This window comes from Thermomonas sp. (genome assembly GCF_029945965.1).
Lineage (GTDB): Bacteria > Pseudomonadota > Gammaproteobacteria > Xanthomonadales > Xanthomonadaceae > Thermomonas.
The window spans coordinates 517,327-543,228 of sequence record NZ_JAQSDO010000015.1 but is presented as its reverse complement, the minus strand read 5'-3'; the positions used below and the strand labels follow the sequence as shown (position 1 = coordinate 543,228).

Genomic DNA, 25,902 nt, shown 5'->3' with positions numbered 1-25,902 from the left:
CTTCGCTGCTTACCGTGACCACGCCGTGACCATGCCAGATACCCTGACCGCCCTGTCTCCGCTCGATGGCCGCTACGCGGGCAAGGTCGATGCGTTGCGCCCGATTTTTTCCGAATACGGCCTGATTCGCGCACGGGTCAAAATCGAGGTCGAATGGCTGCTGGCGCTTGCCGCTGAGCCAGGCATCCCGGAATTACCGCCATTTACCGCCACTGCCGTCGCACGCCTGCAGGCGCTGGCGGATGGCTTCAGCGTGGCCGATGCGGCGCGGGTCAAGGAGATCGAACGCACCACCAACCATGACGTCAAGGCGGTCGAATACCTGATCAAGGAACGCCTGAAGGACGACGACGAACTCGGCCCTGCGCTCGAGTTCGTGCATTTCGCCTGCACCAGCGAGGACATCAACAACCTGTCCTATGCGCTATTGCTGACCGAGGCCCGCCAGCAGGTGTTGCTGCCGAAGCTCGATGCGCTGATCGAAACGTTGCGCACGATGGCCCACCAGCACGCCGGCCTGCCGATGCTCGCACGCACGCATGGCCAGACCGCATCGCCAACCACTGTAGGCAAGGAACTGGCCAACGTGGTCGCCCGCTTGCAACGCCAGGGCGAAGTGCTCGCGGGCCTGCCGATGCCGGGCAAGATCAACGGCGCGGTCGGCAACTACAACGCGCATGTCGCGGCGTATCCGGATATCGACTGGCCGGCGTTCTCGAAGCATTTCGTCGAATCGCTTGGCCTGGACTGGCAGCCCTACACCACCCAGATCGAGCCGCACGATGGCATCGCCGAGCTGTGCGACGTATCCCGCCGCATCGACACCATTGCAATCGACCTGTGCCGCGATATCTGGGGCTATGTCTCGCAGGGTTATTTCAAGCAATCGCTGAAGGATGGGGAGATCGGCAGCTCGACCATGCCGCACAAGGTCAACCCGATCGACTTCGAGAATGCTGAAGGTAACTTCGGCATCGCCAGCGCGCTGTTCGAACATTTCGCGATCAAGCTGCCAGTCAGTCGCTGGCAGCGCGACCTCACCGATTCCACCGTGCTGCGCGCGCTCGGCACCGCCTTCGGCCACATGCTGATCGGATTCGATGCGCTGCAACGCGGCCTCGGCAAGCTATCGGCGAATCCGGAGCGGCTGGCCGCTGATCTCGACGGTGCATGGGAAGTGCTGGCCGAAGCCGTGCAGACCGTGATGCGCCGGCATGGGCTGCCCAATCCATATGAACAGCTCAAGGCGCTGACCCGCGGACAGGGGATCAACCAAGACTCGATGCGTGAGTTCATTGCAAGTCTCGACCTGCCCGCAGGCGACAAGCAACGCCTGCTTGCGATGACGCCGGGCAGTTATATCGGGCTGGCCGAAAAACTGGCGAAGGACATTTGATGGCACGCCACGCGAGCACGCCCATGATCGATATCGATGCCCGCAAGGGTCCCTCGCCACTGGGCATGTCGCCCGCGGTGTTCCTGCGCGACTACTGGCAGAAAAAGCCACTGCTGATCCGCAACGCATTTCCCGACTTCGTCTCGCCACTGGAACCCGAAGACCTCGCCGGCCTCGCTTGCGAGGATGGTGTGCTGGCGCGCTTGATCGAACACGACAAGTCCACCGACAACTGGCGCGTGCGGCATGGACCGTTCGCCGAAACCGACTTCCCGAGTCTGCCCGACCATGACTGGACCTTGCTGGTGCAGGACATGGACAAATGGGATGCCGATATCCGCGCAATGCTCACGCAGTTTGCGTTCCTGCCGCGCTGGCGAATCGACGACGTGATGGTCAGCTTCGCGGCGACCGGTGGTTCGGTCGGCGCGCACGTGGACCAGTACGACGTGTTCCTGCTGCAGGCGCAGGGCCAGCGCCATTGGCAGATCGATGCGTCAGCGGCTATTGGCAAGGGCGAACCACCGCTCGAGTTTCGCGACGATGTCGAGCTCAAGCTGCTGCGCGAATTCAATCCGACCCACGACTGGGTACTGCAACCTGGCGACATGCTCTACCTGCCGCCGGGCGTACCGCACCATGGCATGGCAGTGGATGCCTGCCTGACGTTCTCGGTGGGCATGCGCGCGCCTTCGGCGGCAGAACTGCTGGGTGATTTCGTCGATACCCTGGCGGCTGATGCACCAGACAGCTTGCGACTGACCGATGCAGACCTGAAACCCGCTGGCGATCCGTTCGAGATCGACGCGGACGCGATGACGCGCGTGGTCGAGGCCCTGAACCTGCTGCGCATGCGCGATCCGGACCGCCTTGGCGACTGGTTCGGCAGTTTCATCACGACGTATCGCACAGCGGTCGAGCCTGCAACAGACGAGGACGCAAGGCCACGCATCGAGATCGAATGGGATCTCGCCCACGGCGCCAGCCTGCTGCGCCACCCATGGTCGCGCATGGCCTGGCGCAAGGCGGCCAAGGACGCACGGCTGTATGCCGGCGGACAGGTTCACTGCATGGGCGTGCGCGATGCATGCGCGCTTGCTGCGGCAGACGCCATCGACGGACCGCTGTATGACCGGCTCGGCACACGCGGGCGCGATGCGATGTTTGCACTGCTCGAATCAGGCCATTACCGGTTGCAACTGGATGACTTCGAGCCAGGCGAACACGAATGAGCCAGTCTGACCCGCTGCTGCAGCCGTTCCGGGTCGAGCTGGTCGAATTCCAGCAGGCCTTGGCCGAGCTGCGTGCGGTGCGCGATGAGGTCTTCGTCGGTGAGCAGAATGTTCCGATCGAACTGGAACACGATGCGCTCGACCCGCTGTGCATCCACGTGATCGCCCGCTTGCTGGACGGCACGCCGATCGGGACCGGACGACTAACGCCGGAACGCCATATCGGGCGGATGGCAGTGCGCGCGCCGTGGCGTGGGCGCGGTGTCGGCGATGCGCTGTTGCTGGCGCTTGTCGAACAGGCGCGATTGCGTGGCTGGGCGGACGTGCATCTGAACGCACAGGTGTCCGCAATGAGTTTTTACGAACGCCACGGCTTCCAGCCTGAAGGCGATCGCTTCATGGCAGCCGGCATGGAACACCAGGCGATGCAACGCCCGCTGGACGGTCCACGCGTGATCGAACGTCGGCAGGATGCCATCGAAACAATCACCAACATCATCACAGCGGCACGTCGGACAGTGTGGATTCGCAGCTTCACGCTTGATCCCGGCTTGTTCGACCCACCCGACGTCATGCAGGCGCTGCGCAGTTTCGCCACCTCCGGGCGCGGCAACGAAGTCCGGATCCTGCTGCACGATGCAACGACCCCGCAGCGCAACCAGGCGTCAATGCTGGCCCTGGCCCAGCGCCTGCCCAGCGTTTTCCTGTTCCGGGAACTCGTTGACCCGGCGGATCGCAACGATCCGGCCGCGTGGATCGCCAGCGACGCCGGTGGCTATTACCTGCGCGCGCTTGGCGAGCGCATTGAAGGCGAAGCTGAACTGCACGCCCCTGCCCATTGCCGGCAGTTGCGCACCAGCCACAATCAGGCATGGGAGCGCGCGCGGCCAGTGAGCGAATACCGGGCGCTAGGCTTGTAGTCAGGTTCGGTGGTGCAGTGCGCAACCGCCAGCGGCTATAATTCCGATTCGCTCATTCGCCCATTCAGCGGGCACCGACTGGAATGCAAATTCCATCCGGATCAATCACTTACCAAAAGGCCGCCTCCCACGCCATGGTGGACAGTCTCCTGAATCAGTTTGCCCAGTCCTCGCAACTCGGGGCGAATGCCGCCTATATCGAAGGCCTGTACGAGCAGTACCTGGTGGCGCCGGACAGCGTCGGGGCCAAGTGGAAAGCATATTTCGACGGTGTGACTCTGGATAACACGCCGGGTCGCGAAGCCGGCGACGTGCCGCATTCGGCGATCATCGAACAGATCGCCATCGCAGGTCGCCAGGCCGCACGTGGCGCACTGGTTGCCAGCCCCACATCGGGTGACGAGCGCGAACGCTCGGTCGGCAAGCTGATCACCGCATACCGATCGCGTGGCCACTTGGCCGCCGACCTCGATCCGCTGCAGATGGCGGTCAAGCCAGATGCACCCGATCTTGCGCTGGGCTTCCATCAATTGTCTGAAAGCGACGCCGACGTCGAGTTCAGCACTGGCGGCGTGGCCGGCCACGAACGCATGAAGCTGGGCCCACTGCTCACCCTGCTCAAGGCAACCTACACCGGCAGCATCGGCGCCGAATTCATGCACATCACCGACGCCGAACAGCGCCGCTGGGTGTATGAGCGTCTGGAAACCGCCGCCGGCAATTACGGCCGCAGCAGCGAAGACAAGCAGCGCATCCTGGAGCGGCTGACCGCAGCCGAAGGCCTTGAGCGCTACCTGCACACCAAGTACGTCGGCCAGAAACGCTTCTCGCTGGAAGGCGGCGACAGCCTGATCCCGCTGCTGGACAACATGATCCGGCGTGCCGGCAGCGACGGCGTCAAGGACATCGTCGTCGGCATGGCCCATCGTGGCCGCATCAACGTACTGATCAACACCCTGGGCAAGTCGCCACGCAAGTTGTTCGACGAATTCGAAGGCAAGTTCGAGCACGCCGCCGACGACGGCCGCGCGCACACCGGCGACGTCAAGTACCACATGGGGTTCTCCGCCGACCTGGCCACGCCGGGCGGTCCGGTGCACTTGGCGCTGGCATTCAACCCGTCGCACCTGGAAATCGTCGATCCGGTGGTCACCGGCAGCGTGCGCTCGCGCCAGCTGCGTCGTGGCGATAGCGCGCGCAAAGTCGTGCTGCCGATCATCATGCATGGCGATGCCGCATTCGCAGGCCAGGGCGTGGTGATGGAACTGTTCCAGATGTCGCAGGCCCGCGGCTTCAAGGTCGGCGGCACGGTGCACATCGTCATCAACAACCAGGTCGGGTTCACCACCAGCGCTGCCGAAGACGCGCGCTCGACCATGTATTGCACCGATGTCGCCAAGATGATCGGTGCGCCAATCCTGCATGTGAACGGCGACGACCCGGAGGCAGTGGCCTTCGTCTCCGAAATGGCCTTCGATTTCCGCCAACGCTTCGGCAAGGACGTGGTCATCGACCTGGTCTGCTACCGCCGCCATGGCCATAACGAAGCCGACGAGCCAGCAGCCACGCAACCACTGATGTACCAGAAGATCCGCGCGATGAAGACCACGCGCGAACTCTACGTGGCACGCCTCGCGACTGAAGGCAGTATTTCCAGCGAGGACGCGCAGGCCGTGGTTGACAGCTTCCGCGACAAGCTCGATGCCGGCGAAGTCACCACCGAGCTGGTTCCGCCGCAGGTCGACGAGTTCACCGTTGACTGGAGCCCGTACCTGGCCGGCAAGCTGTCGGCAACCACCGACACCAAGGTCGAGCGCAAGACGCTTGACGCACTGGCAAGCGCGATCAACACCATTCCGGATACGGTCAAGCTGCATCCGCGCGTGGCCAAGATTTACGACGACCGCCGCAAGATGATGGCGGGCGAGCAAGCGTGTGACTGGGGTTTCGCGGAGAACCTGGCCTACGCGACCCTGCTGAAGGAAGGCTATCGCCTTCGCCTGGTCGGCCAGGACTGCGGACGTGGCACGTTCTTCCATCGCCATGCGATCCTGCACGACCAGAACACTGATGATTTCTACCTGCCGCTGCGCGAACTGGTCGAGGACAAACAGGACGTGACCATCATCGACTCGCTGCTGAGCGAGGAAGCGGTGCTGGCGTTCGAATACGGCTATTCCACCGCCGACCCGATGACGCTGGATATCTGGGAAGCCCAGTTCGGTGATTTCGCCAATGGCGCGCAGGTTGTCATCGACCAGTTCATGTCGTCGGGTGAAGCCAAGTGGAACCGCCTGTGCGGGATGGCGCTGTACCTGCCGCATGGCTACGAAGGCCAAGGGCCGGAACACAGTTCAGCGCGCCTTGAGCGCTTCCTGCAGCTATGCGCGGAGGACAACATGATCGTCTGCGTGCCGACCACGCCGGCACAGGACTTCCACATGATCCGCCGGCAGATGCGCATGAGCACGCGCAAGCCGCTGGTGGTGATGACGCCAAAGTCGCTGCTGCGCCACAAGTTGGCAGTATCCAGCCTGGACGAACTGGCCAATGGCGAATTCCAGCGCCTGATCCCCGACACAACCTCCAGCGCGAAGAAGGTGAAGCGCGTGGTGTTGTGCTCGGGCAAGGTCTATTACGACCTGTTCGAGCAATCGCAAAAGGAAGGCATCAAGGATGTTGCACTCGTGCGCGTGGAGCAGCTCTATCCGTTCCCGCGCGAACAGCTGGTTGCCGAGTTGAAGCGCCACGCGTCGGCCAAGGAAGTGATGTGGTGCCAGGAAGAGCCACAGAACCAGGGCGCGTGGTACCAGATCCAGCACCATCTGCGCGCTTGCCTGCAGGCTGGCCAAGTGCTGGACTACGCCGGCCGCGCACGCTCGCCCTCGCCCGCCGCCGGGCACATGGACGAACATGTCGCCGAGCAGGCTGCACTGGTCGCCGACGCCCTCGTCAATCCGCTTGACGGCGACCATGTCGCTGAATGATCCAGACGCCTGCACACCCGCCCTACACACGCCCGCTCCACACACACATATTTCGATTAGGACGCCACCATGGCCATTGAAGTCAAAGTTCCGGTTCTCCCGGAATCCGTTTCCGACGCCACTATTGCCAGTTGGCACAAGAAGGCCGGCGACACGGTCAAGCGCGACGAGAATCTGCTGGATCTTGAAACCGACAAGGTGGTGCTGGAAGTTCCGTCACCAGTCAATGGGGTGATCAAGGAAATCAGGTTCGCCGAAGGCGCCACCGTCACCAGCCAGCAGGTCATCGCGGTGATCGAGGAAGGCGCGATAGCCGAAGCGCCGAAGCAGGATGACGTCAAGCCTGAAGCCAAAAAGGCCGAACCAGCTACAGCCGCGAAAGCCGCTGCGCCTGCCGAAGCAGCGAAGCAGGCCGCCCCGTCGCCGTCCGGAAACGACAACCTGCCCCCCGGCGCGCGCTTCGCCGCCAACACGTCCGGCGTTGATGCCGCGCAGATCGAAGGCACCGGCCGTCGCGGCGCAGTGACCAAGGAAGACATCGTCAACTACGCCAGCGGCAAGACGCCCGGCGTGAGCGGCGGCGCACGCCCGGAAGAACGCGTGCCGATGACCCGCATGCGCAAGCGCATCGCCGAGCGACTGATGCTGTCGAAGAACTCCATCGCGATGCTGACCTCGTTCAATGAGGTCAACCTGGCCAATGTCATGACCATGCGCAAGGCGCTTGGCGAACAGTTCCAGAAGGACTACGGGATCAAGCTCGGCTTCATGAGCTTCTTCGCCAAGGCCGCGGCCAATGCGCTGCAGCGCCACCCTGCAGTCAACGCCTCGGTCGATGGCGACGATGTGATCTACCACGGCTATGCCGACATCAGTATTGCCGTCTCTACCGACAAGGGTCTGGTCACGCCGGTCTTGCGCAATGTCGAGCGCATGGGCTTCGCCGAGATCGAACAGGGTATTTCCGATTACGCCACCGCCGCGCGCGAAGGTGGGCTGAAGCTGGAAGACCTGCAGGGCGGTACCTTCACGATCACCAATGGCGGCACCTTCGGTTCGTTGCTGTCGACGCCGATCGTCAACCCGCCGCAGTCCGCGATCCTGGGCATGCACACGATCAAGGAACGGCCGATCGTCGAGAACGGCCAGGTCATCGCCGCGCCGATGATGTACATCGCCTTGAGCTACGACCACCGCGTGATCGACGGCAAGGATGCGGTGCTGTTCCTGGTCGACATCAAGAACCAGCTCGAGAACCCGCACCGGATGCTGCTCGGCATGTAAGCCTTCAGTCCCCTCCCCCGCTTGAGGGTGAGGGCTAGGGTGGGGGCGCGGCTGTACCCGTACGCCCCCATCCCAAACTTCCCCCGCAAGCGAGGGAAGGCGCCAAACAGAAAGGAGACCGCAAATGAGCGATACCCAGGATTTCGATGTCGTCGTGATCGGCGCCGGCCCGGCCGGCTACCACGCCGCCATCCGCGCTGCGCAGTTGGGGCTGAAGGTCGCCTGCATCGATGCAGGCATTGGCAAGGACGGCAAACCCGCGCTGGGCGGCACCTGCCTGCGCATCGGCTGCATCCCGTCAAAGGCGCTGCTGGATTCCAGCCGCCAGTTCTGGAACATGGGCCACATCTTCGACCAACACGGCATCAGCTTCGAAAAGCCGAACATGGACGTGCCGACCATGATCGGTCGCAAGGACAAGATCGTGAAGCAGTTCACCGGCGGGATTGCTGCGCTGTTCAAGGCCAACAAGATCACGACGTTCTACGGTTTCGGCCAGCTGCAGCCGGGCAACATCGTCAGTGTGAAGCAGCACGACGGCAGCACGGTTTTGCTCAAGGGCACCAACGTGATCATTGCGGCTGGTTCGGATTCGATCGAATTGCCGTTCGCCAAGTTCGGCGAGCACATCGTCGACAACGTCGGCGCACTGGATTTCGAATCAACCCCGAAGCGGCTTGGCGTAATTGGCGCCGGCGTGATCGGGCTGGAACTTGGAAGTGTGTGGAACCGCCTCGGCGCCCAGGTCACGATCCTGGAAGCGCTACCGACTTTCCTGGCCGCCGTTGATGCAGAAGTCGCCAAGGTCGCTGCGCGCGAGTTCAAGAAGCAGGGCCTGGACATCAAGCTTGGCTGCAAGGTCAGCGCCACCGAAGTCAAGAAAGATGGCGTGCATGTCACTTACAACGACGGCAAGGCCGACCAGGAACTCGTCGTCGACAAGCTGCTGGTCTGCGTGGGCCGCCGTCCCGCCACCAAGGGGCTGTTGGCCGATGGCACCGGCGTCAAGCTCGATGCGCGGGGCATGGTCGAGGTCGACGAGCACTGCCATACCGGCGTTGATGGCGTGTGGGCGGTCGGCGACGCCGTGCGCGGGCCAATGCTGGCACACAAGGGATTCGAGGAAGGCATCGCCGTTGCCGAGTTGATCGCCGGCCTGCCGGGCCATGTCAACTACGACACCATTCCGTGGGTGATCTACACCGAGCCGGAAATTGCCTGGGTCGGCAAGACCGAGGAACAGCTCAAGGCCGAGGGCATCCCGTACAAGGCCGGCAGTTTCCCGTTCGCGGCGGTCGGTCGTGCGGTGGCGATGGCCGAACCTGCCGGTTTCGTCAAGGTGCTGGCGCATGCCGAAACCGACACCGTGCTGGGCATGCACCTGATCGGCGCGAATGTGTCGGAGCTGGTGCACGAAGGCGTGCTGACCATGGAGTTCAAGGGCAGCGCCGACGACCTGGCAAGGATTTGCCATGCGCACCCAAGCCTGTCCGAAGCCGTGCACGATGCGGCTATGGCCGTGCATAAGCGGGCGATCCATAAAGCGAACTAATGTTCGCTTTATGGACAACGGAGAGCGGCGCGCCTCTGACGCGCCGTTTTCGTTGCAGGCGCGCGATAATCGCCGCATGAACCTGCAATTCCTGCTCAAGCTCGCCCTCACGATTGCACTGGTGCTGACTGCGTCGATGCTCTCCAAGCGGCCCGGCTTCCTTGGCGCACTGGTCGCGGCCTTGCCGGTCACCTCGCTACTGGTACTCGGTTGGCTATATGTCGAGACCCATGACGTGCAGCGCGTGGCCACGATGTCGATGGACATCTTCTGGTTCGTGCTTGGTGGCCTGGCGTTCTTTCCGGTGCTCAGCCTCACGCTCAAACAAGGCTGGCAGCCTTGGTTGTGCTTCATGCTGGCTGGCTTTGCAGCCTTTGCCGGAATGAGCGCAGCGCAATACCTGCTAGCGCACCTAAGGACCCCTGCATAAGGCTTTACCAGTGAACAGATGCCCATGAAATCCGTCTGCGTCTATTGCGGCTCCAACTCCGGCAGCGATCCCGCCTTCGCGGCGCAAGCGCGTGCACTGGGCCAGCGCCTGGCTGCCGATGGCATCACCTTGGTCTACGGCGGCGGCAATGTCGGGCTGATGGGGATTGTTGCCGATGACGTGCTCGCCGGTGGCGGCGAAGTGATTGGCGTCATCCCGCAGCAACTGGTCGACTGGGAAGTCGCGCATCGCGGCGTCACCCGGCTTGAAGTGGTCGATTCGATGCACACGCGCAAGGCGCGCATGTTCGAGCTGGCCGATGGCTTCGTCGCCCTGCCCGGCGGCTTCGGTACGCTCGACGAAATGTTCGAGATGCTGACCTGGCGCCAGCTTGGCCTCGGCAAGAAGCCCTGTGCCTTCCTCGATGTTGACGGCTTCTGGCAACCGTTGATGGCGATGCTGGACAGCATGGTGCGCGAACGCTTCCTGCATGCCGAGCAACGCCAGGACCTGTGGCATGGCGACGACATCGATACGCTGCTTCAGTGGATGCGAAGCTACGTGCCAGCGCAGGCCGACAAATGGCTGGACGAGAAGCGTCGAAGTCAACTCAAGCTGACCCCGGAGGATGTATGAGTACGCTGGAATCGTTCCGTGCATTCCGCATCCACGATGATGCCAACGGCTATCGCAGCGGCATCGAAACCCTGTCGCTGGACGATCTTAATCCGGGCGAGGTGGTCATCCGTAGCGTGTATTCATCGGTCAATTTCAAGGATGCACTGGCCGGCACCGGACAGGGCAAGATCCTTCGCCGGTTCCCGCTGGTGGGCGGAATTGATGTCGCCGGCCACGTGCTGCAGTCGCGTGATCCGGCGTTCAAGGAAGGTGACGCGGTGCTGGTGACCGGCAGCGGCCTGTCGGAAACCCGCGATGGCGGCTACAGCGAGATCACCCGACTGGATGCGCGCTGGGTGATCCCATTGCCGTCAGGCCTGAGCCTGCGCGAATCGATGATTTTGGGTACTGCTGGTTTCACTGCGGCATTGGCACTTCTGCGAATGGTTGAGAACCGGCAAACGCCCGAGCTCGGCCCGCTTGCTGTGACCGGCGCGACGGGTGGCGTAGGTTCGCTGGCGGTCGCCATCTTCGCCAAGGCCGGCTTCATGGTGCATGCAATCAGCGGCAAGCCCGAGCATGCGGAATACCTGCAATCGATTGGCGCCAGTGAAGTCCTGGGGCGCGATGCGCTTTCGACCACGCGACCGATGGAAACCGCACGCTTCGGCGGCGGCCTGGACAGTGTCGGTGGCCCGATGCTGACCAGCCTGCTGGCGCAGACTGCGCCCTACGGCAACGTGGCCAGCGCCGGGCTTGCGTCATCGGCCAAACTTGAAGCAACGGTCATGCCTTTCATCATCCGGGGCGTGTCCCTGCTGGGCATTGCCTCGGCCGGCACCGCGCGCGATATCCGCAACGAGGTCTGGCGGCATCTGGCAAGCGACTGGAAACCTGACACGCTGGACGCGATCTGCACCCGAGAAATCGGCATGGACGGCCTGCAGTCGGTGTTTGCGACCATGTTGGCCGGCGGATCGCAGGGCCGCAGCGTGGTCTGCATCCAATAATCGCGACGAGTAGCTTGCGGGCGCCGCGCCGACCGCTACAATCGACGGGCACACACGGGGAACCAAAATGGCACGCATCCTGATCGTCGACGATTCGCCCTCGCAGCTGATGGGCATCCGCCGCATCGTCGAGAAACTCGGCCATGACGCACTCACCGCTGAGGACGGTGCCGCTGGGGTGGAGGCCGCCAAGCGCGAGATCCCCGACCTGATCCTGATGGACGTGGTGATGCCGAACCTCAACGGGTTCCAGGCCACCCGCTCGATCACCCGCGAAGCCACCACCAAGCATATCCCGGTCATCCTGGTCACCACCAAGGACCAGGACACCGACCGCGTATGGGGCATGCGCCAGGGCGCCAAGGCCTACATCACCAAGCCATTCAGCGAATCCGAGCTGGCCGAGCTGATCGCGCAATACCTGACCGGCGGCCCGAGCGCCGCCTGACTACAGCGTAGTTGTCACCCGGCCAGCCGGCTTGCATGCCGACTGGCGTTCGCAGGCTCGCAGCTTGCCTGCTCGAATTGCCTTGCTCACCCACGCCGCCAGTCGTTTCCGAACGCATCGCGCATCCGCACGTAGGCATCGCGCTGGGCATCGTCCTGCGCGCGCGGCGCCAGGATTTCCAGTTCCACGATCTGGTCACCATCGGTACCTGTCGTACCAGCCGGCAGTCCGCGTCCACGTAGGCGCAGCTTGCGGCCCGACTCCGAGTCTGCCGGGATCTTGAGTTCCACCGGGCCACCCAAGGTCGGCACGCTGATCGTGGCACCCAGGGCCGCTTCCCATGGCGCGACGGGAAGGACATGGATGATGTTGCGATCATCCACTTCGAATTGCGGATGCGCGGCGTATTCGATTTCCAGCAGCAAGTCGCCGCCGCCATTACCCTGCCGCGCCAGACGAATCGATTGCCCGGGCTTGACGCCCTTGGGTACGCGTACGTCCAGGGTGCGTCCGTTCACGCCAATGCGCACGTTGCCGCCGGTATAAACAGATTCCAGTGGAACTGCGAGTTTGGCGCGAGTGATGCCGTTGCCGGCGGCCGGCCCGCGCGCCTGCGGGCCACGTGACCCTGCCCCTGCACCCTGGCGGCCGAACATGCTTTCAAAGAAATCACTGAAGCCGCCTCCGGCACCGCCGCCAGCAAAGATTTCCTCGAAATCGGGTTGTCCACCCTGGCCACGATGGAAGCCATCCGGTGGCGGACGCACCTGATCGCCCGGCCGGTAACCGCCCGCACGCAACTGGTCGTAGGCCTTGCGCTTGGCCGGGTCGCGCAGCGCTTCATAGGCCTCGTTGACCGCCTTGAATTTCTCCTCGGCGCCAGCTTCCTTGCTGACGTCAGGATGATATTTGCGCGCCATCCGGCGATACGCGGTCTTGATTTCCGCATCGCCCGAACTGGGTTCCACACCCAGGATCTGGTAGTAGTCCTTGAACTCCATGTGTCCTCCTTGGCCTCATCCTTGATTCAACCTTGAAAGGTTAACCGATCCACCACATCGCAAGGTCTAAACTCGCTCGGTCATCCCCTGCCCCCCCACAAGACCGTCCCCATAAGATTTCCCTCACGAGCCACCCCTATCAGGAGCCCCCCATGTCGATCCAAGCAGGCGAACGCGTTCCGGAAGCTGTCCTTCAATACATCCATGACGGTGTGCAGAAAGTCGACACCATCACCCTGTTCGATGGCAACAAGACCGTGCTGTTCGCGGTGCCCGGCGCATTCACGCCAACCTGTTCCGAGCGCCACCTGCCCGGCTTCGTGGAGCATCATGAGGAATTCAAGCGGCGCGGCATCAATGTGGCCTGCATGGCCATGAACGATCCCTTCGTGATGGAAGCCTGGGGCGAAAGCCAGCATGTGCCCGAAGGCCTGCGCATGTTGTCCGACGGCAACGGCGAGTTCACCCGCGCGCTGGGCCTGCAGATGGACGCCAGCGCCTATGGCATGGGCACGCGCAGCAAACGCTTCGCCCTGTATATCGAAGACGGCATCGTCCAGCAGGCGTTCGTCGAAGCAGCCGGCGAGTTTCGGGTTTCGTCCGCGGAGCACGTCCTCGCCAACCTTGACTGATCGATGACACAGGCTGGTGTAGAACTCTGCACTTTCCCGTCCATCACTCCCGAGGATTCCTCATGGCCAAGACCACCAAAACTGCCAAGACCGCATCGTCAACCAGCAACTCGAAATCGGACAACGCTTTCACCCCGACCAGCACCCTGCGCGCGAACGCCCGCAAGAATGCCGAACAAGGTGCGGTGACCCAGTCCTACGATGCAGACCGCAAGGTCGTGCTGGAAAAATTGAACGAGGCGCTGGCCACCGAATGGGTCTGCGTGCTGCGCTATTACCGCCATTACTTCATGGCCGAAGGCATGTTGTCGGATGCGGTCAAGGCCGAGTTCCTGGAGCACGCACAGCAGGAACAGGCCCATGCAAACAAGATCGCCGAACGCATCGTGCAACTGGGTGGCGAGCCGGACCTGGATCCGGATACCCTGACCAAACGCGCACATGCCGAATACAAGCCCGGGAAGGACCTGCGCAACATGGTCAAGGAAAACCTGGTTGCCGAGCGCATCGCGATCGACAGCTATCGCGAATTAATCAATTACATCGGCGACAAAGACACCACCACCAAGCGCATGCTGATGGACATCATGGCCCAGGAAGAAGAACACGCAGACGACATGGCCGACATGCTCAACGGCTTGATCGGGTGAGCGTTTTCGGGAGTTTGGGCCGCACGCCCAAACTCCCCATCCTGTAGGCGCTCCTAACAGACTTATTCCAGAATCCGGAAGCGGACCGAATGCCAGGCGCCGTTATCGGCCAGCGCGGTCATTTCGTGCGTGCCGGGCGTATCGAATGCATGTATCAGCGAATCCCTGCCATCGGTCTGGCCGATCCAGCGTCCATCCAACAGCCACTGCACCTGCGAACTGGTGCCCAGCGCGCGCAGCGACAGTCGAACGCCACCAATACTGCCCGGTGGACGGACCAGGGTTGCGCCATCGTTGACGCCATCGATCCGCAGCGATTCGCTGGCCTCGCGACCATCGTCGCGGCAGTCCGCGGCCAGCGGCGGCAACTGCGAGGCCTTGCGCCATGCCGCAGGCAGCCACGGCGATGCCAGTGCCGGCCAACGCGCGATCTCCGCCGGTTTCGCCTCGTGCGGCAAGCTGCATTCTGCCGACAGTCGCTTGCCCGTGCGTGCGTCCACGTCGAAGCGTTCGATGCCGGCATTCCATAGCCGCGCATCGCGTTCTGCGAAGGTGGGCGGCAGCGCGCCATCCAGCGTCCATGCCTGCATGCGCTTCTGGCAAAGGGCCGCAGGCTGCGCGGTTGCGGCAATGCCCAGCGGCCAACAAACCTCGGTTTCCGACACGCTGGCAGGCATCGGCATGCGCGCCGCATCGCCGGGTTGGCGCGGCAGGCTGTCGATGACTTCGAACATCAATGGCAGCGCGGTGACCGCACCGTACTGCCCGGGCAATGGCGTGCCATCGGGACGCCCGACCCACACGCCGACCGTGTAACGGCGGGTGCCGCCAATCGCCCAGGCATCGCGATATCCGTAACTGGTGCCGGTTTTCCACGCCACCCGAGGACGTCGGCCGGTATCGAAGGTATCGATGCTCTCGCCCGGGCGCGGATTGGCCGCCAGGATTTCGCGCACGATCCACGCTGCACCCGGCGACAGCAGCCTGCGTTCGACCTGCGGATCACTCGGTGTGTAGCGGATGTGGCCGGCGATGCCATCGCGATGCAAGGCGGCGAATGCGCCCACAAGGTCCTCCAGCCGCGCGCCGGTGCCACCCAGAATAATCGACAGGTTCGGCGCCGCGCCGCGTGGGAATTTGAGCGTGATTCCCGCATGTTCCAGCCGTGCCGCGAACCGCGCCGGACCGACCCGATCCAGCAGATCTACTGCTGGCACGTTTAGCGATAACCGCAACGCGGTCGCCGCGGCGACCGGCCCATTGAACGCAGCATCGAAATTCGACGGGCGATAGCCGCCAAACGACTGCGGCGCGTCCATCAGCAGGCTTTCGGAATGGATCAATCCGGCATCCAGCGCCATCCCGTACAGGAACGGTTTGAGCGTCGATCCGGGCGAGCGCCAGGCTTGCACCATGTCGACATGGCCCAGCCGCTGCTTGTCGCCGAACGCCACCGAGCCAACATAGGCACGGGCTTCCAGATTGGAATTGTCCACCACCAAAAGTGCAGCCGAGGTGCGTGGCGGCAGGTTGGAAAAATAGGTCGCGACGCGTTCCTCCAGCGCACGTTGCAACGGCGCATCCACGGTCGACACGATCCGGCCCAGTTTCGGCTGCGCGGCGTGCAGGCGTTGCGCCAGCAAGGCAGCGCTCATTGGCGGTCGCAGCCTGCGCGAGACTACGGCCTCGATCCGTGCATCGGCGACCTGCGCACGCGTCCAGATGCCGTTGCTTTCCATCCGTGTCAGCAGCTTGTCGCGTGCCTCGCGCGCGGCATCCGGTGAGCGGTCCGGGCGTAGCCGGCTGGGCGCTTGCGGCAGGACTGCAAGCAGCGCCGCTTCGGCAAGCGACAAGCGTTTCGATGGCTTGCCGAGGTAGGCCCAACTGGCGGCTTCGACACCCTCGATAGTGCCGCCGAACGGCGCGCGCTGCAGATAGATCGACAGGATCTGGCGTTTCGACAGGTGCGCTTCCAGTTGCAGTGCACGCAGGATCTGACGCAATTTGCCCCATGGCGTGCGAGTCCGCGTGCCGTGCAGGCCAGGATCGATAATGCGTGCGACCTGCATGGTCAACGTGGAGCCACCCGACACGATCCGCCGGCTGCCCAGCATCTGCGCGCCGGCCCGCAACAGCGCAATCGGATTAATGCCCGGATGCCGCCAGAACCAGCGATCTTCGTAGCCCAGCAAGGCTTGCACGTAGAGCGGCGAGACCTGATCTGGCGTGGTCGGGTAACGCCATACGCCATTGTGGTCCGCGAACGCACGCAACGGGCTGCCGTCGCGCGCCGTGACCAAGGTGCTGGCATCGCCACCCTTTGGCAATGGCAGCGGGAACGCGACATCGAGTAACAGCAACGCCGACAGGATCGCGACCGTGCCCCAGCGCAGCCAGGGCAACAGGCGCAGCAAACGCGTATGTATCGGCGTTTTCATCGTCATCGGTGGAGGGCCAATACCCGCCCTATGGCTGCACCACCGTAATACTGGCCGGCACCGACTTGCCCACGCCGCGCAGGCTTGGCCGATACATGTCCTCCACCAGCGGCGGCGGCGCGGTGTAGCTGCCCGGCGTCACCGCGCGCACCAGATAGAACACCCGCGCCTTGCGGCCGGCATCCAGCTTCAATGCGGCGATGTAGCGGTCGTCGCGGAACTCCTCGTGGCGCACCTCGGCTTCGCTGGAACGCTCGGTGATGTTGATGCCGTCCACCACGATGTCGGCCCATTGCTTGCCATCGCCCAGGTTGAAATTCTCGATCTCGAGGCCAGCCGGCAACAGGTCGGTGAGCAGCGCATCCGGCATAGCGCGGTCAGCGGTGATGCTGACCCGGACGATCAGCGCCTCGCCCTCCTTCAGCGGCCCCGGCTTCCACGGTTTGCCGTCGGTGCCGAACAACTCCCGCTCGACCTTGATTACGCTGGCATCAGCTGCCGGCGCAATGCGCGGCACACCAGCCACGTCCAGGCTGGCATAGAACGGCGGTTCGCCATCCGGCACGAAACGCACGCCAGTTGCCAGCGCGGCGTAATCGAAATCACGGCCGAACGCCTTGGCGGCAACTATCGATTCCTCGACACCGCCAGCGGTGTATTTGCCCGCGACCAGTTTCTTCTGGTCGACCAGTAGCGCCTTGCCTAGCCGCGCAATCGCGATCTGCTCCTGCGTGCTGAGATAGAACCATGTCGACTTGCGGCGCGCGTCGAGTTCACGACCAAGATCGATCACCTGCGCATCGAACGCCGGCTTGGCATAGCCACGTTCATGGGTCAGCGCGATCATCAACGCGAGGTCGCGCACCGGGCTTCCGTAATCGCCGAGATAACCCGGGCGATCGCCCTTGAACGCGAAGCCATCGGCGATGGACTTTTCCCCGCGCGCCTTGTCGCCCTGCATCGCCAGCGCCAGGCCGAGGTGCACCAACGGCAAGCCCTTCAGCGCCTTCTTGCGGTCGTTGTCATACAACGCACGCAAGGTTCCCAGCGGTGCACGATTGACACGCGCAAGTACATAACCTGCATGCGCCTGGTAGGCGAACTTGAGGTATTCGCGATTGTCGCGACCGTAGAACTCATGGCCACCGGCCAGCAGGTCTTCGCTTAGCCGCTGCAATGCCTTCTGCAGTACCGCGTCGGGAATCGCGAAACCGCCCTCGCGCGCATCCAGCAGGAATTCGACGATGTAGGGCGTCAATGCGGGATCGACGTAATCGTCGTCGCCCCACATCGAGAAATGCCCGGACGACACTTGCATTGAAGCCAGCCGCCCGAACGCGCCGTCCATGCGTGCACGCCGCTTGGCGGCATCCAGCCCAGTGATGCCGAACTGCTTGGCGGTCGCCGCATCCAGTTCCAGCGCGGCATAGCCCTTGCTGGTGGTCTGCTCGGCACAGCCGTAGGGATAATCCAGCGCGCCCTTGAGCGCAGCGGCTATCGGCAACGGCGGCGCAGCACTGACCAACATGCGCGCACTGACCGAGCCCGGCATCAGGCCTTCAGCGAAATCCGTACCCAACGACACCGCTCCGCCCTCGCCCAGCACCTGCGTGCGTGAGCGCAATACCGATGGCCATGCCGGACGCACTGGCAGGTCGTACTTGCGATCAACCTTTTCACCGTTGCCATCCACGCGAATACGCACCTGCGCGACGCTGAAGCCCTCTTGCGCAGCCAGTGGGAAACTCACGGTCGACTTGGCTTCGACGCCGAGCTTGACCGAGGCACTGCCATCGCCAACCGATGCCGGGCCGATTCCGTCGACCTTGACCTTGAACTCACCGGGCTTGCCGGTGAAGTTGGTGATGTCCAGTGTGACTGTCGCGCGATCGCCGGGTGCCATCACCCGCGGCATGCTGGCCTCAGCGACGATCGGTGCACGCACCACGGTTTCTGCATCGCGATTGCCGTACTGCGTATCCGAGAACACCAACGCGGACACTCGCAACGTGCCGTTGAAATCGGGAACGTTGAGGGCGACCTTTGCATTGCCCTTCGCATCCAGTACGACCGGACCGGCGAATAGATCCACCGTTTGTACCCGCGCGGTTGGCCGGCGCGCCTGCGGCAATGCTGCAAGCGGCATGTCACCACCGAAACGAATTCTGGCGATGCCGCCCTCGAAGCTTTCGATCACCCGACCGTAGATATCGTAGGCGTCCACGCCGAGGCGCCGCTGCGCGAAGAAATGCTTGTTGGCATCCGGCACCGGGAAACGGGTGATGTTTAGGATGCCCACATCGACCGCAGAGATCGTGGCGTAAGCCTTCTTGCCGGCAAGCGCAGGCACGCTGACGGTGACCTGCAAGGGCTGTTCCGGTCGCACCTGCGGCTTGACCGCCAGGCCGACCGCGACTTGCCGGTCACGTCGATCCATTGGCACGAACGCCACGCCCACCGCACGCGCTGGGGTGATCTTGCTGACCGCACTGCCGCCGCGGAACACCAGCGCAGTGACATACACGTCATGGCGTTCCCAGTCCTTGGTGACCGGGATCTCGATCACGGTGCCGGGCTTCACATCGATCGCCTGCACGAACAGCATGCGGTCGCTTTCCACCATGATCAGGCCCTTGCCGGCATGCGGCGGGGTCAGTGTCGCCTTCAAAGTGTCGCCGGCACGATAGGAAGTCTTGTCCAGCGCCAGCTTGACCTTGTCGGGGCGTGCATCCAGCCCGCGGTTGGCATCGTCCCAACCCCAGCCGGCATGGAACGGATAGCGCATGATCAGCTTGGTCGCAGGGTCATACACGTCGATGCGGTATTCGCCCCACTCCACCGGGAAATCGAAACGCGCCGCGGTCGTGCCGGCATCGAGCGTCGTCACCTGCACGTTCTCGAAGCGGCGGGTAAAGTCGTAGTTCCAGCCAGTATCGTCGTCATGGCTCCAGTGGTAGTCACGATGCTCGCGCACCAGCGTCACCTTCAACCCCTTGGCCGGGCTTGGCGTGCCGTCGGCAGCGAAGCGCATCAGTTCGAAGCGTGCATTGGCGTTGGCATCAGCGCCATCCGCATCGTCGAACAGCGGGTGCACGCCGACCAGCGCAGCGGCCGGCCACAGCACGCGCTCCACGCTGCGATTGATGCTGCGTCCGCCGGATTCGTACAGGCTGCCGGAGACGATCGCCTTCACCGGGGTATTGCCCTTCACTTCCGCGGGCAGCGCGATGTCCTGTTCGAGCTTGCCTTGTGCATCCAGGGTGGCGTCGATCACATCCTTGGCTTCGCGCGGCAGTTGCACCGTGGGATCACCGAAGAAGTATCCCTTCGCGTGACCTGAAACAAGATCGGCAAGTGGATGCTGGTCGACAGTAACCGCGAGCTTGGCGGTGAACCGGTTGCCCGCTGCCGGTGCGCCGTACAGGTAGGCGCCGGTCGCACGCAGGCGAAACGGTTCGCCCGGATGCAGCACCGGATCGGCGCCGGCAAGATCCAGTTTCATGCGTTCGGGCAGGAATTCCTCGATACGCAGGGACATGCCCTGCACCGCTTCCTTGCTGGCCGGATCGGTACGGAATTCGACCTGCCACTTGCCGGTCGGCGCTTCCACCGGGATGGTTTTCTCGAATCGGAAATAGCCTTGCGCGCCAGACTCGATGCGAGACTCGACGAAGGTCTTGCCGTCTGGTTGCTTGAGCCTGACGAACAACGATTGCGCCTTGCCATTCTTCGCGACGACCGGCTTGCCGTCGTTGTCGCGCAGCAGCGCGGACACGCGCACAGTCTCGCCGGGGCGGTACAGATCACGGCCCGACCAGGCGAATACGTCGAACCAGGCCTGCTCACGACCGCTGACCGCGAACTCGGACAGGTCCAGCGCCGGCTGGTTGAACGGCAACATCGACACGTCCTTGCCGCGCGCAGCGGTAAGTACATGCGCCGCGTCCAGCGTGTAATCGAGCATCGCGTTGCCATTGGCGTCGGTCTTGCCCTTGAACACCGGCTCCCCACGTGCATCCAGCACCCGCAATTCCACATTGGCTAACGCATCGCCATCCTGCAGCGACGCCGTGTGCACAAAGAGTTTTTCCTTGTAGGCCCGCGCATGCAGGCCGATGTCACTGACGCTGAAGAATGCGGTGTCGTATTCGTCCTTGAACGCACCGGCTTTCTTCATCACTGCGAAGTACAGGCCTGGCTGCTGCAGTTCGGTGATGTCCTGGATCGGCAGGTAGGTCAACACGCGTTCGTTGCGCGCGCCGCCCAGCACGAAGCGGTTGACGTAGACGGGCTCTGCAAGCTTGCTGATCGGTGGGCGACTGTCCTTGTCATTCTCGTCGTACCAGGACGGATCCAATTCCCAACTACCGCGCCGGCCACCGCGCTGGTATTCGGCAAAGAACCGCGGCAGCGACGCGTCGCGCACGCGCATGAACTCCACATCGACCTCGGCCACGTTGACCGACACCACCGGCAGCCCACGCGAATCCTTCGCCGGTATCACGCTGCCTTGCGAGGCGAAGCCGACCGCCGGATCGAGCTCCCCGGTGAATACTTTCAGTTCAAGATCCTTGCCCAGCTTGCTGCCGTCCGCTGCGGTCAGTGCAGCCGACACGGTCAGGGTGAAATTCTGGTTCGGCTCGACATAGGGGAAGCGCAGCACCTTGCCGTTGTCATCCAGGGTCCAGCTGCTCTTCTGGTTGCTGGCAGCGCGGTCAAAGGTCAGCAGCTTGTCGAAGTCCTGGGTACCGACCAGCGGACGCGAGAACTCCACCGCGATCGCTAACGAGTCGCGGCCCTGGTCTGGATAAGTGCGGACCACGGCGAAGCCCTTCACGACCTCGTGTTTGGCCTGGATCGCCTCGCCGCTGCTCTCCGGCAACTGCCCGTCCTGGTTGCGCTTGCAGGCGGTGATTCCTGCCGCAAACGACAACGCCAGCAACAGCATCAGTCCCGTGCGCAATGCACGCGACGCAGAATTGCCATTCTCATTCCATCGGGTACGCATCTTGATTCCATCCATGCAAGGCACTATCGAGTATAGGACGCGAATTGGCGCGCGATGCGGCCTGTGTTGTACAAACAAAAAGCCCGGCGTACAGCCGGGCTTCTGTCTGGATCGAGGGCTTGCTCAGACTGCCGGAGGCGTGTCCTGCACAACTTCGCCAGCGGCACTGTCTGTCGATGTCGCGTTCGCATCCTCCTCCGCTTCTTCGTCCAGCGAGCCGTCCAGGCGTTCCACTGCCTGCAGCGTCTCGCCCTTGGACAGACGGATCAGGGTCACGCCCTGGGTGTTGCGGCCAACCCGCGAAATTTCCGATGCGCGCGTGCGCACCAAGGTCCCGCCATCAGAGATCAGCAGTACTTCGTCGCTGCTGCCCAACATGACCGCACCGACCAGCTTGCCGTTGCGCTCGGAGGTCTGGATGCCGATCACACCCTTCGTACCTCGCCCCTTGCGCGGATATTCCGAAAGCGGCGTGCGCTTTCCATAGCCGTTCTGGGTCGCGGTCAGGATGTAGGAGACCTCATCAAAGCCAGCATCCGTGGATTCGACAACATCGTTGCCAATTCCGATGCTGGTATCGATCACGTCTTCGTGCGCGTCATCATCGCCCTCGACCTCGATGCCACCTGCCGACTCGGCCACGATCAGGCTGACCACGTCCTCGCCCTTGTCCAGGCGAATTCCACGCACACCGGTGGCGGTACGGCCCATCGAACGCACGCGATCTTCGCCAAAGCGCACGGTCTTGCCGTTACTGGCGAACAGCATCACGTCGCGCTCGCCGTCAGTCAGCGCTACCCCAACCAGGGCATCGCCCTCGTCCAGGTTGATCGCAATCTTTCCGCGCTGCAGGCGATAGGCATATTCAGTCAACGGCGTCTTCTTGACCGTGCCGTTGCGGGTCGCAAAGAACACGAACTGGCCTCCGTCGTACTCGCGCACCGGCAGCACGGCCTGGACCCTTTCACCTTCTTCCAGCGGAATCCAGTTGATGATCGGCCGACCGCGGGCATTCGGGCCGGCATCTGGCAACTGGTACACCGGCAGCCAGAACACGCGACCAGCGCTGGTGAAGGTCAACAGGGTGTCGTGGGTATTGACCAGCCACAACTGGTCGATGAAATCCTCGTCCTTGGTCGACGCCGCACTACGGCCGCGGCCGCCGCGACGTTGCGCGCGATAGGCGCTGACCGGCTGGCGCTTGGCATAGCCCGAATGCGACAGAGTCACCACAACGTCTTCCGGCGCGATCAAGTCGAGGATGTCGAGGTCTTCCTCGCTAGCGCGGATCTCGCTGCGGCGCGCATCGCCGAACTCGTCCTTGACCGCGTTGAGCTCGGTGCGGATCACCTCGAGCAACACGTCAGGGTTCATCAGGATCTCGATCAGGCCGAGAATCTGCTCCAGCAACTGCCGATATTCCTCAGTCAGCTTTTCCTGTTCCAGCCCGGTCAGGCGATGTAGGCGCATCTCGAGGATTTGCTGGGCTTGGGTCTCGGTCAGCTGGTAGTGCGGCTCTGAACCAGAGTGCTCGACCAGTCCCACGCCCTTTGGCAGATCTTCCGGGCGCGATGCCTCGGCGCCAGCGCCGGCCAGCAATGCACCGACCAAGCCTGCTTCCCAGGTCCGCGCCAGCATGCGCTCTCGCGCTTCGTTGGGATTCGCCGAGGTCTTGATCAGCTCGATCATCTCGTCGATGTTGGCCAGCGCGACAGTCAGCCCTTCCAGGATGTGCGCGCGATTGCGGGCCTTGCGTAGTTCGAAGATCGTGCGGCGCGTCACCACCTCGCGGCGGTGGCGAACGAAGGCCTGCAGGATCTGCTTGAGGTTCAGCAACTGCGGGCGGCCATCGACCAGCGCAACCATATTAATGCCGAACGTCGACTCCATCTGGGTCTGCTGATACAGGTTGTTCAGCACCACATCGGCGGATTCACCGCGCTTGATCTCGATGTAGATGCGCATGCCATCCTTGTCGGACTCATCGCGCAGTTCGCTGATGCCTTCGAGCTTCTTTTCCTTGACCAGCTCGGCGATCTTCTCGATCAGCCGCGCCTTGTTGACCTGATACGGAATCTCGCTGACCGCGATCGCTTCGCGACCGTTGTCGGCGACTTCGATCTCGGCGCGCGCACGCATGCGCACCCGGCCACGGCCCGTGCGATACGCCACGTGGATGCCGCCAACGCCATTGATGATGCCGGCAGTCGGGAAGTCCGGGCCGGGGATGTACTCCATCAGGCCATCGATGTCGATGTCCGGATCATCGATCAGGGCCAGCAGTGCGTTCACCACTTCCGTCAGGTTGTGCGGCGGGATATTGGTCGCCATGCCCACTGCAATACCGGCCGAACCGTTAACCAGCAGGTTCGGGAACCGGGTCGGCATCACCGTCGGCTCGTATTCCTTCTCGTCGTAGTTGAGCTGGAAGTTGACCGTTTCCTTGTCGATGTCGGCCATCAGCTCATGGCTCAGGCGCGACATGCGCGCTTCGGTGTAACGCATGGCCGCAGCGGAGTCGCCATCGACCGAACCGAAGTTGCCTTGCCCGTCCACCAGCAGATAGCGCAGCGCGAACGGCTGCGCCATGCGCACCAGTGTGTCGTACACCGATTGGTCACCGTGTGGGTGGTACTTGCCGATCACGTCACCGACGATGCGCGCGGACTTGTAGTACGGCTTGTTGCTGTGCGCACCGAGTTCGTGCATCGCGAACAACACGCGCCGGTGCACCGGCTTCAGGCCATCACGGACATCCGGTAGCGCGCGCCCCACGATTACGCTCATCGCGTAATCGAGATAGCTGCGGCGCATCTCGTCTTCCAGGTTGACGGGAATGATTTCCTTGGCGAGCTCTGCCATCAGTGATCCACTACCTTGCGTCTAGATCTTGCGTTTTTCGGTGCCCACGGACGACCTGCGACATGCGGTCCGCACAGGCGTCGGGAAGGGAGTTTCAGCAACGTGAAATCATAGCATTTGAGCCGCCCAAAAGCACTCCGGATTTTCACGAAGAATCAATCAGTTAGCTTGCTTTATCGGGCCCACGCAGGCCATGACCACTCAGATGTGCCGAAACGGCTTTTTGCAGGAGCGCCCCGCGGGGCGTGAGAGCGCTTTAACGGCATCCCTGAAGAACGTCGAAAGCCATTTCGTCACACACCAAAAAGGTGACGCATGGATACTTCATCAGGCCGCTCAACTACACCCTTTTCGGTCACGATCGCATCGATCAGTTCGTGTGGGGTGACGTCGAACACCGGGTTCCAGGCAGCGATACCTTCGGCCACCGTGCGGCTGCCACCGACCCCGAACAGCTCGCCCGGATCACGCTCCTCGATCTCGATCACATCGCCGGATGGCGTGCCCATGTCGACCGTGGACGACGATGCGACGACCATGAACTTCAGGCCATGGTGGCGGGCCGAAATCGCCAGCTGGTAGGTGCCAATCTTGTTGGCAACATCGCCATTGGCGCAGATGCGGTCGGCGCCAACCACGACCCATTGCACCTGCCCGGTTTTCATCAGATGGGCTGCGGCCGAATCCGCGATCAAGGTTGCGTCGATGCCGTCCTGCTGCAGTTCCCACACGGTTAGCCGTGCGCCCTGCAGCCATGGCCGGGTCTCGCCTGCGAACACGCGCGTAATGCGGCCTTCCGCCACGCCGGCACGGATCACGCCCAACGCAGTTCCAAAACCAGCGGTGGCCAGCGAGCCGGTATTGCAATGAGTCAGCACGCCACTACCGGCCTCGATCAAGGCAGCACCCAAGGTGCCCATGGCGCGGTTGGCCGCGAGGTCTTCGGTTTCGATATCGCGTGCTTCGCGCTCAACCACGTCGCGCCAGTCAGGCCCCGCTTCACCCAGTGTGCGACGCATGCGTGCCAGCGCCCACGCAAGGTTCACCGCCGTCGGCCGTGCGGCATTGAGACGCTCCAAAGCAGGTTCGAGCTTGTGCGCGGCTTCCGCGCCATCGGGTGCGTCGATGCCACGTGCCGCCAGCACCACGCCCCAAGCGGCGGCAATCCCGATTGCGGGCGCACCGCGCACGGTCAGATCGCGGATGGCGGCAGCCACCTCGTCACTGCTTGCGCAGCTGCGGTACTCGACCACGAACGGCAGCTTGCGCTGGTCCAGCAACTCAAGAGCCTCGCCGATCCAGCGGATCGGGCGGATGCGGTCGTAACGGTCGAAATCAAGTTTGCTTCTCATGTCTGCATTATCGCGTAGCCGGACAGACGCTGGCCCCGACACGTGAAACCGGCGCCAAATGGGCGCCGGATGCTCTAACAGG

General features: G+C 63.1%; 17 protein-coding genes. 12 read left to right on the top strand and 5 right to left on the bottom strand.

Annotation, left to right across the window (positions count from 1 at the left end):
* Positions 1-31 precede the first annotated feature (31 nt).
* The 10 genes from purB to PSV05_RS08745 all read left to right on the top strand — a co-directional run bounded on the left by purB (position 32) and on the right by PSV05_RS08745 (position 11,877).
* Positions 32-1,396, top strand: coding sequence for an adenylosuccinate lyase (purB, locus tag PSV05_RS08790; RefSeq protein ID WP_300064178.1), 1,365 nt, complete (start codon positions 32-34; stop codon positions 1,394-1,396).
* Complete coding sequence (locus PSV05_RS08785; protein WP_300064176.1) at positions 1,396-2,628, top strand: cupin domain-containing protein; 1,233 nt, start codon at positions 1,396-1,398, stop codon at positions 2,626-2,628. The genes purB and PSV05_RS08785 overlap by 1 nt, the downstream gene beginning before the upstream one ends.
* The gene (locus PSV05_RS08780) at positions 2,625-3,548 is read left to right on the top strand and encodes a GNAT family N-acetyltransferase (RefSeq protein WP_300064174.1); all 924 of its coding nucleotides are present in this window, start codon (positions 2,625-2,627) and stop codon (positions 3,546-3,548) included. Before PSV05_RS08785 ends, PSV05_RS08780 begins: the two co-directional genes overlap by 4 nt.
* Before the next feature lie 134 nt (positions 3,549-3,682).
* Positions 3,683-6,535: a 2-oxoglutarate dehydrogenase E1 component gene (locus PSV05_RS08775; protein WP_300064172.1), complete on the top strand. Its 2,853-nt coding sequence runs from the start codon at positions 3,683-3,685 to the stop codon at positions 6,533-6,535.
* A gap of 69 nt (positions 6,536-6,604) precedes the next feature.
* Positions 6,605-7,819, top strand: coding sequence for a dihydrolipoyllysine-residue succinyltransferase (gene sucB, locus PSV05_RS08770; RefSeq protein ID WP_300064170.1), 1,215 nt, complete (start codon positions 6,605-6,607; stop codon positions 7,817-7,819).
* A gap of 124 nt (positions 7,820-7,943) precedes the next feature.
* Complete coding sequence (lpdA, locus tag PSV05_RS08765; RefSeq protein ID WP_300064168.1) at positions 7,944-9,371, top strand: dihydrolipoyl dehydrogenase; 1,428 nt, start codon at positions 7,944-7,946, stop codon at positions 9,369-9,371.
* Between the two features lie 76 nt (positions 9,372-9,447).
* Complete coding sequence (locus tag PSV05_RS08760; protein WP_300064166.1) at positions 9,448-9,801, top strand: DUF3147 family protein; 354 nt, start codon at positions 9,448-9,450, stop codon at positions 9,799-9,801.
* A gap of 24 nt (positions 9,802-9,825) precedes the next feature.
* A complete protein-coding gene (locus PSV05_RS08755; RefSeq protein ID WP_300065431.1) occupies positions 9,826-10,437 on the top strand; it encodes a TIGR00730 family Rossman fold protein in 612 nt (203 codons plus the stop codon).
* A complete protein-coding gene (locus PSV05_RS08750) occupies positions 10,434-11,429 on the top strand; it encodes a YhdH/YhfP family quinone oxidoreductase (RefSeq protein ID WP_300064164.1) in 996 nt (331 codons plus the stop codon). The genes PSV05_RS08755 and PSV05_RS08750 overlap by 4 nt, the downstream gene beginning before the upstream one ends.
* A 67-nt stretch (positions 11,430-11,496) precedes the next feature.
* Complete coding sequence (locus PSV05_RS08745; RefSeq protein ID WP_300064162.1) at positions 11,497-11,877, top strand: response regulator; 381 nt, start codon at positions 11,497-11,499, stop codon at positions 11,875-11,877.
* Positions 11,878-11,963: 86 nt separating this feature from the next.
* Here PSV05_RS08745 and PSV05_RS08740 read toward each other — a convergent pair whose 3' ends face one another.
* Entirely contained in the window at positions 11,964-12,878 is a 915-nt protein-coding gene (locus PSV05_RS08740) for a DnaJ C-terminal domain-containing protein (RefSeq protein WP_300064160.1), read from the bottom strand.
* 152 nt (positions 12,879-13,030) lie between these two features.
* On the opposite strand from PSV05_RS08740, the gene PSV05_RS08735 reads away from it, so the two are divergent.
* Together PSV05_RS08735 and PSV05_RS08730 are read left to right on the top strand one after the other, a co-directional pair.
* The gene (locus PSV05_RS08735) at positions 13,031-13,510 is read left to right on the top strand and encodes a peroxiredoxin (protein WP_300064158.1); all 480 of its coding nucleotides are present in this window, start codon (positions 13,031-13,033) and stop codon (positions 13,508-13,510) included.
* 62 nt (positions 13,511-13,572) lie between these two features.
* Positions 13,573-14,160 carry a ferritin-like domain-containing protein gene (locus PSV05_RS08730; protein WP_300064156.1) on the top strand — a complete coding sequence of 196 codons (588 nt, stop codon included), beginning with the start codon at positions 13,573-13,575 and terminating at the stop codon, positions 14,158-14,160.
* 62 nt (positions 14,161-14,222) lie between these two features.
* On the opposite strand, the gene pbpC is transcribed toward PSV05_RS08730, so the two are convergent.
* From pbpC to mtnA, 4 genes are all read right to left on the bottom strand, one after another.
* Positions 14,223-16,598, bottom strand: a complete 2,376-nt coding sequence (gene pbpC / locus PSV05_RS08725; RefSeq protein WP_300065430.1) for a penicillin-binding protein 1C — start codon at positions 16,596-16,598, stop codon at positions 14,223-14,225.
* 28 nt (positions 16,599-16,626) lie between these two features.
* On the bottom strand, positions 16,627-21,546 hold the full coding sequence (locus tag PSV05_RS08720; protein WP_300065428.1) for an alpha-2-macroglobulin: 4,920 nt from the start codon (positions 21,544-21,546) through the stop codon (positions 16,627-16,629).
* A 183-nt stretch (positions 21,547-21,729) separates the two neighbouring features.
* Positions 21,730-24,468: a DNA gyrase subunit A gene (gyrA, locus tag PSV05_RS08715; protein ID WP_300064154.1), complete on the bottom strand. Its 2,739-nt coding sequence runs from the start codon at positions 24,466-24,468 to the stop codon at positions 21,730-21,732.
* Between the two features lie 293 nt (positions 24,469-24,761).
* The gene (mtnA, locus tag PSV05_RS08710) at positions 24,762-25,820 is read right to left on the bottom strand and encodes an S-methyl-5-thioribose-1-phosphate isomerase (protein ID WP_300064153.1); all 1,059 of its coding nucleotides are present in this window, start codon (positions 25,818-25,820) and stop codon (positions 24,762-24,764) included.
* Positions 25,821-25,902: the final 82 nt, after the last annotated feature.

Coding starts and splice junctions, on each gene's coding strand:
- lpdA (WP_300064168.1), top strand. CDS start 7,944: ATGAGCGATACCCAGGATTTCGATGTCGTCGTGATCGGCGCCGGCCCG.
- PSV05_RS08760 (WP_300064166.1), top strand. CDS start 9,448: ATGAACCTGCAATTCCTGCTCAAGCTCGCCCTCACGATTGCACTGGTG.
- pbpC (WP_300065430.1), bottom strand. CDS start 16,598: ATGAAAACGCCGATACATACGCGTTTGCTGCGCCTGTTGCCCTGGCTG.
- PSV05_RS08720 (WP_300065428.1), bottom strand. CDS start 21,546: ATGCTGTTGCTGGCGTTGTCGTTTGCGGCAGGAATCACCGCCTGCAAG.
- PSV05_RS08775 (WP_300064172.1), top strand. CDS start 3,683: ATGGTGGACAGTCTCCTGAATCAGTTTGCCCAGTCCTCGCAACTCGGG.
- gyrA (WP_300064154.1), bottom strand. CDS start 24,468: ATGGCAGAGCTCGCCAAGGAAATCATTCCCGTCAACCTGGAAGACGAG.
- purB (WP_300064178.1), top strand. CDS start 32: ATGCCAGATACCCTGACCGCCCTGTCTCCGCTCGATGGCCGCTACGCG.
- PSV05_RS08735 (WP_300064158.1), top strand. CDS start 13,031: ATGTCGATCCAAGCAGGCGAACGCGTTCCGGAAGCTGTCCTTCAATAC.
- sucB (WP_300064170.1), top strand. CDS start 6,605: ATGGCCATTGAAGTCAAAGTTCCGGTTCTCCCGGAATCCGTTTCCGAC.
- PSV05_RS08755 (WP_300065431.1), top strand. CDS start 9,826: ATGAAATCCGTCTGCGTCTATTGCGGCTCCAACTCCGGCAGCGATCCC.
- PSV05_RS08785 (WP_300064176.1), top strand. CDS start 1,396: ATGGCACGCCACGCGAGCACGCCCATGATCGATATCGATGCCCGCAAG.
- PSV05_RS08750 (WP_300064164.1), top strand. CDS start 10,434: ATGAGTACGCTGGAATCGTTCCGTGCATTCCGCATCCACGATGATGCC.
- PSV05_RS08730 (WP_300064156.1), top strand. CDS start 13,573: ATGGCCAAGACCACCAAAACTGCCAAGACCGCATCGTCAACCAGCAAC.
- PSV05_RS08780 (WP_300064174.1), top strand. CDS start 2,625: ATGAGCCAGTCTGACCCGCTGCTGCAGCCGTTCCGGGTCGAGCTGGTC.
- mtnA (WP_300064153.1), bottom strand. CDS start 25,820: ATGAGAAGCAAACTTGATTTCGACCGTTACGACCGCATCCGCCCGATC.
- PSV05_RS08740 (WP_300064160.1), bottom strand. CDS start 12,878: ATGGAGTTCAAGGACTACTACCAGATCCTGGGTGTGGAACCCAGTTCG.
- PSV05_RS08745 (WP_300064162.1), top strand. CDS start 11,497: ATGGCACGCATCCTGATCGTCGACGATTCGCCCTCGCAGCTGATGGGC.